Below are 13,271 nucleotides of genomic sequence, written 5' to 3'. Positions count from 1 at the left end.
GCGCATGCGCGAGGCGGCCTTTCGGGCTTATGAAGCACTGGGTATTTCCTGCGGGGGCTCCAACGTGCAATTCGCCGTCAATCCCAAAGACGGGAGCATGGTGATCATCGAAATCAACCCGCGCGTTTCGCGATCGTCGGCCTTGGCCTCCAAGGCCACGGGATTCCCCATCGCCAAAATTGCGGCCATGCTGGCCGTGGGCATGACCCTCGATGAAATTACGAATGAAATCACGGGGAAGACCCCCGCTTCCTTCGAGCCTTCGATCGATTACGTGGTGGTCAAGGCGCCCCGTTTTCATTTTGAGAAATTTCCCGGCGCGGACGTGACGCTGAACACCCAGATGAAATCCATCGGCGAAACCATGGGCATTGGGCGTAATTTTTTAGAGGCTTTGCAGAAAAGCCTTAGAAGCCTCGAGGACGGCACCAGAGGCCTTGAGGCGATGGAGGCCGGCGACCAGGAGCTTTCCGCGTTGATGGGCAAACCCAACGCCCGGCGCATTTTTGCTATTTACACGGCTTTGGCGCGTGGGTGGACCATCGCCGACGTTCATCAGCTTTGCGGCGTCGATCCTTGGTTTTTAAACGAGATTAAAAAAGCCGCTGATTTGGCCCAGGGATTAAAACGCGCCCCCCGGCGCATCAATAATATGCTGGGAGAGGCCAAGCGGCTGGGTTTTTCCAATGAGCAGCTGGCCGCCTTAACCGGAGCATCCGTGTTGAAAATTGCGGACTTAAGCCGGGTCCAAAATCGTTCGGCTGTTTTTTACGAGGTGGATACCTGCGCCGCGGAATTTGAGGCGCAAACGCCTTACTACTATTCCACGTTTTGCTCCGGCTCCGGAACCGGTCCCCGATCGTCGACCGGGGATCCCCGCAAAAAAGTGATCGTTTTAGGCTCCGGGCCCAATCGCATCGGCCAGGGGATCGAGTTTGATTATGTCTGCGTGCATGCGGTCGAGGCCATCCGCGAGGAAGGGCTCGTGAGCATCATGATCAACTCCAATCCCGAAACCGTATCCACGGACTATGACACCGCGGATAGGCTGTATTTCGAGCCCTTGACATTTGAGGACGTGGCCCGCGTGGCCGATCGGGAAAAAGAAAATTTGATGGGTGTGCTGTTGGGATTCGGGGGGCAGACGCCGCTGAATTTGGCCCATCGCATTGCGGACGCTTTGGGGCCGCGCATGGTTTTAGGCACCCCGGTGGCTCAGATCGACGCCTCCGAAGACCGCAGCCGGTTCGCTCGTTTGCTCAAGCGCCTGGACCTGGCGCATCCCAAATGGGTGTTGGCCAAGGATAAAAAAGAGGCTGTGCGCCTGGTTGATCGAGCCAGCCGCAAAATTCCGTTCCCCGTGCTGGTGCGGCCGTCTTATGTGCTGGGGGGCCGGGGCATGCGGATTTTTTATGATGCGGCGGCGCTCAAGGATCATTTGACCGGTTTGCCCGAAATCACCGAGCGCTCATCCGCGATTTATATGGACGAATTTTTGGAAGACGCCATGGAAATCGACGTGGATGTGGTCGGGGACGGGCGCAATTTTTCTGTTTGCGGCGTCATGGAGCATATCGAGGAAGCGGGCATTCATTCCGGAGATTCTTATTGCGTCTGGCCGCCCGTGACCTTGACCAAGCGACAACAGGAGGATGTGGAGAAAGCCGCGTTGATTTTGGCCAAAAATTTAGGCGTGATCGGGCTTTTGAATATTCAATTCGCCCTTCATCGGGGCGCCCTGCATGTTCTTGAGGCCAACCCGCGGGCCAGCCGAACCGTTCCCTTTATCAGCAAGGCGCGGAGCATCCCTTGGGCCAAAATCGCGGCTAAAGCCTGCTTGGGCCGGGCTCTCCCTGATTTGATCGCGCCCTACCGAAAGCAGTTGGAATCGCCCCCCGGATTTTGCGCGATCAAGGCGCCGGTGTTTTCGTGGGAGCGTTTTCCGGGGGTGGACATTATTTTAGGGCCGGAGATGCGCTCCACCGGTGAGATGATGTGCTTTGGGCGCACCTTCGCCGAATCATTCGCCAAGGCGCAAAAGGCCTTGCGCGGAAATTTGCCGAGCGGCAAGAAAACGATTTTATTTTCGCTCAAACATGAGGACAAATCTAAATTTTTAGGCCTGGCCAAGCGTTTGGCGGCGGCGGGTTTCATCATCGTCGCCACTAAGAATACGGCGCGTTATTTCCGGGATCACGGCGGCATCGACGTCCGCGAGGTCTTTAAAATCGACGAAGGCCGGCCGCATGTCGTCGATATCATCGCCAACGGCGAGGTGACGCTGGTGGTCAACACCCCGTCGCATCAAAGCAAATCCCGTGAGGACGGCTATGCCATCCGCAACGAGGCGCTGCTGCACGGCATTGCCGTGGTGCCCACGCCCAGGGCCTTGGAAGCGGTGTTGAGCGCTTTAAATCAAAACGGCCATGATCCGGCGTTTATCTATGCGCTTCAGGATTTAAGTCCGTTGAACCCGAAGGTATAATAAGCCTATGTCCATTCGATCGTTGTGGGATAAGTTTGTCGGAAAAAAAGACAACGGCTCAGAGGCCAAGGTCAAACCCAGCGCCAAAGAAACCGCGCTCGAGGAGCTTCAGAAATTCAAAGGGGACCGAAAACAGCTTTTTAAGATGTTGAGGAACCCCCAGGTCCGCCAGCAGGTTGCGGTGCTTTATCAGCGCATGCAGGCCGACGGCGTGGACCTTAAAAACGAGGCTCAGGTCCAGGAATGGGCCAACAAGCATAAAGATGAATTTGAGAAGCCCGGCCAAGCGCCCAAAGTCGAGCAGGTCGTGTACGACCGGGAACCTTTGGGCCGCAATGACCCTTGTTCCTGCGGCAGCGGCAAGAAGTATAAAAAGTGCTGCGCCGCCGAGAAACAATAAATCTTCGTAAAAAGCCCCGAATTCTTTTCCAGGTGTCTAATTTGAATTTCAAGAACAAAAGCGGTTCTCAATAAATCGGATGTAACGCCGGTATAAAGTGTGCCATTACGGCCACCACTAGCAAAAATATAGACACAGGGTTGTGGATTTGGGCGGTCATTAACGTCAAAATGGTTTAATTGGTAATAAATATGACAGATCAAGAGCTGGGCAACTTAGCAAAAAATCTGGAGTCAGATTTAGTCGAACGGAAAGCATCGTTGGCAGACAAAGAAAGAATTGGTCAGGCCATTTGTGCTTTTGCCAATGATCTACCCAATCATCAAAAATCCGGTGTGATATTTGTGGGCCTTAACGACGATAGTACTTGTGCCAATTGGCAAGTTTCAGACCAACGATTGCAGGAACTTGCAGATATGCGGTCCAATGGGAATATACATCCATTTCCCAGCATGACCGTTGAGAAGCGGATTGTGCGAAGTTGCGAGGTTGCGGTTGTCATTGTGCGGCCTTCTGACGATACACCTATTCGGTATAAAGGGGTAACCTGGATTCGCGTTGGGCCGCGCAGAGCCACGGCAACCCAAGCCGAAGAGCGAATCTTAACTGAAAAACGACGGGCCAGGGATTTGCCATATGATCTTCGCCCTCTGGACTCCGCTAATTTAGAAGACCTGGATTCCAACCTATTTCGTCAAGAATACCTGCCTTCAAGCATTGCCACGGAGATTCTTGAGCAGAATCAACGCTCCCTGGAGGAGCAATTGGCATCCCTCCGTTTTATATCCGTTGCTCCGGAGGTGAAACCGACAGTTTTGGGTATGCTTGTAGCCGGCAAAGAATCGAGGCGTTTTATTCCTGGCGCTTATGTGCAATTTTTGAGGGTAGATGGCATCACGCTTGCCAATCCAATAAAGTCTCAAAAAGAGATCAGCGGACCTCTGACTCAGCTTTTTCGTGAGATGGAAGAAGTGTTGCGAGCCCATGTTTCTATTTCATCGGATGTATCACAATCCGTGGAGGTTCGCAGGCCCGATTATCCAATCGAAGCCTTGAGGCAACTCGTGCGTAATGCCGTTTTGCATAGAACTTATGAAGGGACCAACGCTCCCGTGCGCATAACTTGGTTTAATGATCGAATTGAAATACTGAGCCCCGGGGGGCCTTTTGGGCAGGTTAATGAAGTAAATTTTGGAAAGCCCGGAGTGACGGATTACAGAAATCCGCATTTGGCTGAGGCAATGAAAAATTTGGGCTATGTTCAGAGGTTTGGCATAGGAATTCCTTTGGCTGAACAGGCTTTGCAAGATAATGGGAATCCCAGGCCTAAATTTTGTATTGAAGATTCGCATATTTTGGTTATCATTGGGAGAAATCTGTGAAAACTGCGGTAGTAGCCTTTTTTAACAACAAAGGCGGCGTTGGAAAAACATCGCTCGTCTATCATCTAGCCTGGATGTATGCCGATTTGGGAGTGCGTGTGATTGCGGCTGATTTGGATCCCCAAGCAAATCTAACTTCCGCATTTTTGGATGAGAAGAGTTTGGAGGAGTTGTGGACCGATAAAGTCCATCCCAAAACAATATATGGTTCTATTCTGCCTATCATAAAAGGCACCGGAGACATAGCTGCGCCTCATGTGGAAAATGTCGCGGACAATCTTGATTTGATAATAGGCGACCTGAACCTCTCAGGCTTTGAAGATGAGTTGAGCAGCCAATGGACGGATTGCATGGACAGTAAACCGAGGGCTTTCAGGGTTATTTCTTCTTTTGGACGTATTCTACTCCAGGCCGCGAAGGTCAAGGAAGCCAAATTAATTTTAATGGATGTGGGACCAAATTTAGGCGCGATCAATCGGGCGGCGTTGATCTGCGCAGATTTCGTTGTGGTTCCTTTATCCCCGGATTTATTTTCTATCCAAGGCCTCCAGAACCTGGGACCGACTTTAATGAAATGGAGACAGGAGTGGAAAGAGCGGATTAAGAAAAACCCTGATCCCAGCCTGGAAATCCCGAAGGGAGGCATGCAGCCGATTGGTTATATTGTTCTTCAGCATGCCGTCCGTTTAGATCGTCCCGTTAAGGCTTACGAACGGTGGATTCATAAAATCCCCAAGGTGTACAGGGAAGAGGTATTGAAAGACAAGCCGGGTACAATCCAGACGCCTCAAGAGGATCCTGATTGCTTGGCGCTTATTAAACATTACCGAAGTCTTATGCCGTTGGCTCAAGAGGCCAATAAACCTATTTTTCATCTAAAACCGGCGGACGGCGCTATCGGAGCCCATGTTCAGGCGGTTCAGGAAGCCTCTAAAGATTTTCAGCGGTTGGCTTTTGAGATAGGTAAAAAAGTTGGGTTTAAGCTGGAGTCTAAGCAGCGTGTGGAGAGGCCCCTGACGGGAGAAGTTCAAAATAGTGGGTAGCTGCGTATTCCGGCCAAATCGGCCAGCCTGGATTTCCATCTTCGTGGGAATGGCGGCATTATTAAGTTTTTTTCTGACAGTTCTTAAGTTTTTATTCATGCTCGATGCGGCAGGCAATCGGCATTCTTCGGCCGACGCCGAAGGCTTTTTGCGTAATTTTTAAGCCCGGCGGCGCCTGGCGCCTTTTAAATTCATTCCTATCCACTGTGTTTAAAACCTTCAGTGCCGTAGCCGGCGGGTACTTGGCTTTAAGGCGTTTGAAGCTGGTTTCATTAACGATATAGTCTTCCAAAATCGCGTCCAGAAGCTCGTAGGGGGGCAACGTATCCTGGTCTGTTTGATCGGGTTTGAGCTCAGCGGACGGGGCCTTGGTGAACACGCGTTCCGGAATCACGGCGCCGAGCGTATTGCGATATCGCGCCAGGCGATAAACCATCATTTTAGGCAAATCCGAAATCGGGGCCAGGCCTCCCATCAAATCCCCATAAAGGGTGCAATAACCCATGGCCAGCTCGGATTTGTTCCCGGTCGCCAAAACCAGATGGCCCGATTTATTGGAAACAGCCATGAGCAAGGCTCCCCGGATGCGCGCTTGAATATTTTCCTCGGCGATATTCGGCGCAAGCCCGGAAAACAGCTCGCCGAAGATATTCAGGTATGCTTGAAAAACGGGCTCGATGGAAATTGTTTTAAACCCGATGCCGAAATTGCGGGCCAGGGATTCGGCGTCTTCTTTGCTGTGCCCTGATGAATAACGGCTCGGCAAAGAAATGCCCAGCACGTTTTTCGGCCCGACGGCGTCCGCGGCGATGGCTGCAACCAGCGAAGAATCGATGCCGCCCGATAGGCCCAAGACGATTTGCTTGAAGCCGCATTTGAGAACATAATCCCGGGTTCCTAAAACCAAGGCTTCATAAGCCTCCCGATCCTCCGGCATGGGGCGATCCGGCCCCGGCCGCCGGTCGCCGCTGAGATCGGCATAAATTACGCCTTCTTTAAACGGCGGCCCTTGAACCAACAGCTTGCCTTGAGCGTTGAGAACCATGCTTGATCCGTCAAAAATCAGCTCATCGTTGCCGCCGACGGCATTGGCGTAGGCGAGGGGGACCCGATAGCGCTTGCTGATGGCGGCCATCATGCCCAAGCGCTCCTTGGGTTTTCCGATCCAGTAAGGCGAGGCGGAAATATTGAGCAGAAGGTCGGGCTTGGCGCTCTTGAGCTTGACTAGAGGATCCTCGGCGTAGTTTCTTTTTTCCCAGTAGTTTTTGTCGTTCCAAATATCTTCGCAGACCGACAGAGCCAGGCGCCGGCCCTGAAAACGGCAAATCGTGATTTGTTCACCGGGCTCGAAATACCGGCCTTCGTCAAAGACATCGTAATAGGGCAGAAGCGTTTTATGATGGCTAGCCAGGATTTTTCCTCGGTAAAGGAGGCTTGCGCAGTTGAACAGCCCCTTGCCGTGCCCTTGGCGCGGCGCGGCCCAGCCGATGAGGGCCGCTGTGCTGCGGCATGAACGAGCCAGGGTTTTGAGCGCTTTTTGTTGGGCCGCGATCAAAGCCCCGTTTAAGAGAATATCTTTGGGCGGATAGCCTAATAGCGACAATTCCGGCGCCAGGACAACGGCGGCGCCGCGGTTTTGAGCCTCAACGATGGCGCGCTCGATTTTGGCCGCATTTCCGGCCACATCGCCGACCAGGAAATTGAGTTGAGCCAGCGCAATACGCATAGGGGATTTATTATCCCCTATTTAGGGTCTGACCAAATGCACATTTATTGTTGGTCAGACCCTTGCCAGGGGGGGGTTATGAGGCGCTTTTGCTCATCCATTGATCCATGATGCCCAGGAGAACTTCTTCATCGTAGATGGGCTTGGCGATGTAACCGTCGAAACCTTCGGCCTCATAACGCTGACGGTCGCCGACGATGGCGTAGGCGGTGATGGCAATGGCGGGCACGCCGCGAAGCTCATGGCGCTGCCTGAGGCGTTTCAACACTTCGACCCCGTCGATATCCGGCAGCGAGATATCCACCAACAGAAGGTCGGGCACGTTGGCGGGGATGCCTTCGACCGCCTCGAAGCCGGTGGCGTACTCTTGGATATCATAGAAATCGCCCAGCATGGCTTTGATGATCATGCGATTGTCTTCGTTGTCTTCGACGACCGCGATTCTTTTTTTCATGATTGACCTCCGTTTCGTTCGAGTTCCTGCTCAAGCGAGGGTTTGACATTGGCAAACGACCTCGTCAGGTTGTTGAGGACATCGGCCGCTGGGGAGGCCTTGCGGCTGCGCACAAGGAGCTCGATTTCCTCGCAGGCGGCGAACAGATTCATCAGGTGAAGATTGGCGCAATGGGATTTGAGCGAATACAGCGTTTTTTCGGCCGCTTTGAAATTGCCGGTCAGGCAATAGCCGCGCGCGGCGGCGATTAATTCCGGAACCTTGATCAGAAAAGAGCGGATGACGTCTTTGACCAAACGGTCGCCGCCGATGGAGCGTAAATTTTCCCACGGCTGCGTCGTGACGGCGCCTGAGCCGTCGCCTTGAGGCGCGGATGCCGGGGAATGCGCGGACCAGGACAGAAGTTTGCGGATTTTAAGCTTAAGCCGTTGGGTGTCGATGGGTTTGGTCAGGTAGCCGTTGGCGCCTAGGCGAAAGCAGGAGTCGACGTCTTTCATGGTATCGGCGACGGTGAGAACCAAGACGGGCGTATCCTGATTTTTGGCGCCGCGGCGCAGGGCGGACAACGTTTGGTAGCCGTCCATCTCGGGCATTCTTAAATCAAGAACGACAAGGTCGAAGTTTTGCTTGGCGGCGACATCGAGAGCCCGGGCGGGGTTGGAAAACGCCTTCACATCGCAGCCGATTTGTTCCAGCAAGGCGCCGATGAAGATCAACTGGTCTTCATTGTCATCGATAGCCAGAATTTTTGGTTTTTGAGATTCAGGGAAGTCGTTAATCATGATCATCCTTGGCAATGCTTTGCGATATTTTTGCCGTTGAGCGCGATCCTTGGCTGGGCGGGGTGATGTCGAGAACCCGTTGAGCCATACGCAGCTGATTATCCAGAACATGAGGGTCCACGGGTTTAAAGAGAAAGTCATTCGCGCCGCTGGAGAACGCCCTGCAGTAGTCTTCGGCGGAGTTTTTTTTGCCCGTCATAATGAAGACGAACGTATTCCTGGTGTTGGGACGCTTGCGAATTTTTTGGCACAGCGCCAGACCGTTCATTCCGGGCATCATCCAGTCGCTGGCGACGATGGAGACGGGCTCCTTATCGAAAATAGCCCAGGCTTCTTCGGCGCTGGCCGCCGGCACGGGTTGGTGCCCCAGGTTTTTCAGCGCGGCCGCAAGGATTTTAAGCGTCGTCGGCTCGTCATCGACGATTAATACTTTCATATTCCCTCCTCATGCGCGTCGAAGCGTTGAGCCCTTTGCCGGCGCAACGGGCCGGTCCAAATGATGAAGGAAGACAATGGTGAGTTGCTCTCGGGCGCGCGTGGAGCCGTCGCTCCCTCCCGAGGCCCGCGCGGGGCGGGCTGATGCTGACCTAAAGCTGTCAGCGCTGCGAATGTTCTATATAAATTATATGTCAGCTTCCTGCGGTGTCAAGCGGGCAAAAAAATAGGATTTTTTTTATACTTATCCTCGATGATCGAAGTTCGAGAATTACAAAAAAGTTATGGCTCGGTCCGGGCCGTTGACGGCGTCGGTTTCGCCGTCAACGAGGGGGAAATCGTCGGTTTTTTGGGCCCCAACGGCGCGGGCAAAACAACCACGCTGAGAATTTTAGCCGGGTCCTTGCCTCAAGACGGCGGCACCGTGCGTATTTTGGGCCGGGACCATGCCTCGGATGCCCTGGGCTTGAAGCGCCGCATCGGTTACCTGGCTGAGAACAACCCCATCTACGAGCATATGGAAACCAGCGAATACCTGTTCTTTTTATGGTCGGCGCGAGCCTTGGCCGGCCGCGATGCTTTCCGGCGGCGTTTAAAGGAGGTCGTCGCTTCCTGCGGTTTGGCCACGGCCCTGGGCAAGGACATCGGCGAACTCTCGAAGGGGTACCGTCAGAGGGTGGGTCTAGCGGCCGCGATTCTGCATGACCCGGAGGTTTTATTTTTGGATGAGCCGACCAGCGGGCTTGATCCCATCCAGGCCAGGGAAGTCCGCGAATTAATTTTAAATCTTAAGTCGCAGGGCAAAACCATTTTGCTGTCGACCCACATTCTTCCCGAGGTTCAGGCTGTTTGCGATCGAGTGCTGATTATCCATCGAGGGCGCTTGGTCGCGGACCGGACCTTTGCGGAGCTTTCCGGTTCGCAGGAGCATCTCATCACCGTCGGCTTCGCGCGTTCGTTGTCGAACGGGGAAACCCAGCTGGGGAGCATACCGGGTTTGATCGCCCTGGAGGGTCCCGTGAGCGCCGAAGGAGTTAAGGAGTTCACCTACCGCGTGCGCGCAAGCAGGGATATCCGGCGCGAGATTTTCGATTTGGCGGCGCAAAAGAAACTCCCCTTGATCGAGCTGAAGATGGAGCGCAAATCGCTGGAGGAAATTTTTCATGAGCTCACCCGCTAAAACGGAGCGTCCGCAGCTTAAGGCCGCGCCTGGGGGCTCCCGGTTCTCCGGACTTTTGGTCATCGCTAAAAAAGACTTGGCGGAAATGCTCAATTCCCCGATGGCGTATGTGCTGTACGTCATTTTTCTTTTGGTCACCGGATATTTTTTCGCTCAGCCCTTGTTCGTGGTCAATCAGGCCAATCTGGCGCAGTTTATGGATTTGGTTCCCTTGATCCTGGTCTTTTTGACGCCCGCGGTCACCATGCGGCTATTCGCTGAAGAATTGAAAACCGGAACGTTCGAGATTCTGGTTTCCTTGCCGCTGAAAACTTATGAAATCGTCATCGGCAAATACCTGGCGGGTTTGGGCGTGATCAGCCTGGCGCTGCTGTTGACCGGAATTTATCCTCTGATCCTTGAGTTTTTGGGGGAGCCGGATTGGGGCGCCGTGATCGGCGCTTATCTGGGCAATTGTTTTTTGGTCGCGGCTTTGGCGGCTATCGGGGTTTTCGCCTCGAGCCTGACCAAAAATCAGGTGATCGCCTATCTGGTGGCGTGGGCCGTGGGTTTCGCTTTTTTTCTGGCGGGCAAGGTCATTGTTTTTGTCCCGTATCCGTTATCCGAAATCGTCAATTTTCTCGGCTTTGACGCTCATGTGGAAAATATCGCGCGCGGCGTTTTAGACAGCCGGGATATTCTTTATTTCGTCAGCTTGGCGGGATTTTTCTTGACCCTGCCGCTGCTTCGATTTGAACGGCGCTTGCGGGGCTCTTTTGTGGCGGCTCGGAGGAATTCATGACGAAAGTCCCCGGCGGCCGATTCTTGGCGCGCGGGCGCGGCGTTTTGTTCAACCAGGCCAAAGGCGGCGCGGGCGCGGTGCTTGGCCTGGTCGTTTTTTTGGCTTCAGTCAACATGGCCGGCCAGCTTGCGTACGGACGGCTCGACATGTCCGAAGGCCGGGTGTATTCGCCGTCGAAAGCCAGCAAAAGGATTTTGAAATCCCTCGAGGACCCGGTCATCGTCAAGTGTTATTTTTCCAGGGAACTGCCCCAGCCTTATGCCACGTACCGGGATTATTTAAAGGACCTGCTGCGGGCCTATGCAAATTATGGAGGGGAAAATTTCGAATACCGTTTTATCGATTATTATCAGGACGACGCCAAGTTCAAAAGCGAGGCGCTGTCCATGGGCGTGGCTCCGGTGCGCCTGACTCAAATCGCCAAGGATAAGTATGAAATTAAAGACGGCTTCATGGGCGCGGTCCTGCTCTACGGCGATAAAAAGGAAACGATCCCTGTCATCCGGGACATCGCCGGGCTGGAATACGATTTGACCACCCGGATCAAAAAAATTACGGCCAAGGAGCCGCGCGTGGCGGGCATCCTGCGGGGCAAGGGAACGCCGGGATTGGCTCCGGAATTGACCCAGGCCGTTCATGAGAATTATGAGACCCGGGATATTGATTTGACTCAACCGTTGGACCCTGGCCGTTACCCGAAGTCCTTGATTGTTTTGGGCCCAAGGGAGAATTTTTCAGACGGAGAGCTGGCGAAGCTCGAACAGATGATTTTAGCCGGGGTGCCCGCCGCCTTTTTTTTGGATGCCAAGGAAGTCAACATGGAATCCGGCGCTTTTTTTGCGTCCAATCTTGAAACCGGCCTGGGGCGGCTGCTGGGGCATTGGGGGCTGGAGTTGACCAAGGGCTTTGCCCTTGATTTGCAGAATCAAAATATTTCCATTCAGCAGCGGGCGGGCCCGTTCCTGATCAATAATATCGTCAGTTATCCCTTAATGCCTATCATTACTGGCCTGTCCGAAGAAAGCCCCGTTACTAAAGACATGGATCAGGTGATGCTGCCGTTCGCCAGCCCGGTTTCGACGGCCAATGTGAAAGCGGGGCGCGTGGAAATTTTGGCGAGGACCACGCGGCTTTCCTGGATGAAGCAGAATCTCGTCAGTTTGTCGCCGCTCGCCGATTTTAATCCGGCGGAGGAGGATCCGCGCGGCCCGTTTGCGATGGCGGTGACTCTGGAAGGCCGTTTTGCGGCCATGTTTCCGGCGCCGCCGGCTGATTTGGCTAAAAGCACGCCGCTCGTTGCGGGCCCATGGCTGACCGAAAGCAAAAACGATATTCGGATTTTTCTCGCGGGCACGTCCAAGCTGGTCGACACCAATATTCCAGCCGACCGTTCCAATCAAATTTTCTTTTTAAACGTCGTGGATTGGTTGAGCGAAGACGCGGATTTGGTGGCCGTGCGTTCCAAAGGCGCGAAATTGCGGCCGTTCACCCGCGCCCTTAGCGATCACGCCCGGCAATTGGTCAAATTCGCGGCTATGCTGCTGATGCCGGCCGGGGTTGTGGCTGCCGGCGTCGCGAATTGGCGCCGCCGCCGTCGCTGGAAAGCGCTTGTCCGGGACAGAATTTTGGCGTCTTAATGCGATTTTCCACCGTCAAGGCGCTGTGGATTTCAAGCGGCGTTATTTTAGCCGCCGTTATCGCTTTTCAAGCCGGGCGCGGCCTTTTTGAATCGAAGCGCTTTCCTCCGTTTTTGTCCAAAACCAAGGATCCGGAAAATAACATCGTCCAAATTTCGATTGAGCGGTTGTTTTTCGACAAAATCACTCTTGAGAAAAACGCTCAGGCATGGCGCATGACGTCGCCCGTGGATTATCCGGTTCAGGACAATGCGGTCAAGGATATGGTCCAGGCCCTAGCTTCGGCCGTCGTCGAAGAGAAAATTTCCGAGCGCAAAGATAAATTTCTTGATTTTGAGCTGGACCAAGCGAGAAGCATCAGGCTGACCGTTCGCAACAGCCGGGGCAAAACCGCGCTTGATGGGCGCATCGGCAAGCAGCTCTCAGGCAGTTGGGACCGGTCCTATTTCGCGTTTGAGGGTTCATCGACGGCGTATGTGGTCAAAGGCCTGCCCCGTTATTATTTTGAGAAAAGGCCCAATGATTTAAGGAGCCGTCTGATGTTCGAGGCGTCCAAAGAGAGAGTCGCGGCGGTTATTCTTTCTGCCGGAAAAAAATCCGTCGCGATTAAGCGCGACGGCAATGTATGGAAGGTCGGGGGCAAGCCGGCCAAGGAAGACAAAGTCGGCGAGATCATCGGGATGTTCGGTTTTCTTGAGGCGAACGATTTTGCCGAACCCTGGGAAACCAAGGACGGGTTGAAAAAGTTGGGGCTGGAGGGCCGCCCGGCGACGATTGCGGCTAAAATCGAAACCCTTGACGGCAAAAAATATGAGCTGTTGATCGGCCATAAAAAAGACACGATGTACTTCGCCAAGCTGGCGGATCAGCCCGTGATCTGGAAACTGGCCGATTGGAAAGTCAGCCCGTTGTTGATCAAAGAAGACGATTTACGCGCGGCAAAAACATCATCCTCGAATTAGCGGC

Annotated in this window: 12 protein-coding genes; 8 read left to right on the top strand and 4 right to left on the bottom strand. The window is 53.7% G+C overall.

The genetic code is table 11. From position 1 onward, the window contains the following. From carB to HYT79_01930, 4 genes are all read left to right on the top strand, one after another. Positions 1–2,485 (top strand): carbamoyl-phosphate synthase large subunit (gene carB / locus HYT79_01945; protein ID MBI2069338.1); only part of this gene is annotated, 2,485 nt, incomplete at its 5' end. 7 nt (positions 2,486–2,492) lie between these two features. After that, positions 2,493–2,885 carry an SEC-C domain-containing protein gene (locus HYT79_01940; protein ID MBI2069337.1) on the top strand — a complete coding sequence of 131 codons (393 nt, stop codon included), beginning with the start codon at positions 2,493–2,495 and terminating at the stop codon, positions 2,883–2,885. Between the two features lie 191 nt (positions 2,886–3,076). Continuing rightward, complete coding sequence (locus HYT79_01935; protein MBI2069336.1) at positions 3,077–4,267, top strand: putative DNA binding domain-containing protein; 1,191 nt, start codon at positions 3,077–3,079, stop codon at positions 4,265–4,267. Continuing rightward, positions 4,264–5,310, top strand: a complete 1,047-nt coding sequence (locus HYT79_01930; protein MBI2069335.1) for an AAA family ATPase — start codon at positions 4,264–4,266, stop codon at positions 5,308–5,310. The genes HYT79_01935 and HYT79_01930 overlap by 4 nt, the downstream gene beginning before the upstream one ends. Before the next feature lie 91 nt (positions 5,311–5,401). Here the strand turns inward: HYT79_01930 and HYT79_01925 are convergent, their stop codons facing one another. The 4 genes from HYT79_01925 to HYT79_01910 all read right to left on the bottom strand — a co-directional run bounded on the left by HYT79_01925 (position 5,402) and on the right by HYT79_01910 (position 8,708). Beyond that, the gene (locus HYT79_01925) at positions 5,402–7,036 is read right to left on the bottom strand and encodes an NAD+ synthase (protein ID MBI2069334.1); all 1,635 of its coding nucleotides are present in this window, start codon (positions 7,034–7,036) and stop codon (positions 5,402–5,404) included. Between the two features lie 76 nt (positions 7,037–7,112). Continuing rightward, on the bottom strand, positions 7,113–7,490 hold the full coding sequence (locus HYT79_01920) for a response regulator (protein MBI2069333.1): 378 nt from the start codon (positions 7,488–7,490) through the stop codon (positions 7,113–7,115). After that, complete coding sequence (locus tag HYT79_01915) at positions 7,487–8,272, bottom strand: response regulator (protein MBI2069332.1); 786 nt, start codon at positions 8,270–8,272, stop codon at positions 7,487–7,489. Before HYT79_01915 ends, HYT79_01920 begins: the two co-directional genes overlap by 4 nt. Further along, a complete protein-coding gene (locus tag HYT79_01910) occupies positions 8,265–8,708 on the bottom strand; it encodes a response regulator (protein ID MBI2069331.1) in 444 nt (147 codons plus the stop codon). The genes HYT79_01915 and HYT79_01910 overlap by 8 nt, the downstream gene beginning before the upstream one ends. A gap of 252 nt (positions 8,709–8,960) precedes the next feature. Between HYT79_01910 and HYT79_01905 the strand changes: the two genes are divergently transcribed. From HYT79_01905 to HYT79_01890, 4 genes are read left to right on the top strand one after another with little or no spacing between them, the layout of a single operon-like run. After that, positions 8,961–9,887, top strand: a complete 927-nt coding sequence (locus HYT79_01905) for an ATP-binding cassette domain-containing protein (protein ID MBI2069330.1) — start codon at positions 8,961–8,963, stop codon at positions 9,885–9,887. After that, a complete protein-coding gene (locus tag HYT79_01900) occupies positions 9,871–10,668 on the top strand; it encodes an ABC transporter permease subunit (GenBank protein MBI2069329.1) in 798 nt (265 codons plus the stop codon). The genes HYT79_01905 and HYT79_01900 overlap by 17 nt, the downstream gene beginning before the upstream one ends. After that, complete coding sequence (locus tag HYT79_01895) at positions 10,665–12,305, top strand: GldG family protein (GenBank protein MBI2069328.1); 1,641 nt, start codon at positions 10,665–10,667, stop codon at positions 12,303–12,305. Before HYT79_01900 ends, HYT79_01895 begins: the two co-directional genes overlap by 4 nt. Further along, a complete protein-coding gene (locus HYT79_01890) occupies positions 12,305–13,267 on the top strand; it encodes a DUF4340 domain-containing protein (GenBank protein MBI2069327.1) in 963 nt (320 codons plus the stop codon). Before HYT79_01895 ends, HYT79_01890 begins: the two co-directional genes overlap by 1 nt. Positions 13,268–13,271: the final 4 nt, after the last annotated feature.

The sequence above is a fragment of the Elusimicrobiota bacterium genome (genome assembly GCA_016180815.1).
Taxonomy (GTDB): Bacteria; Elusimicrobiota; Elusimicrobia; order JACQPE01; family JACQPE01; genus JACPAN01.
Note: the sequence above shows the minus strand (reverse complement) of the source record. Positions and strands in the feature narration are given on the sequence as shown.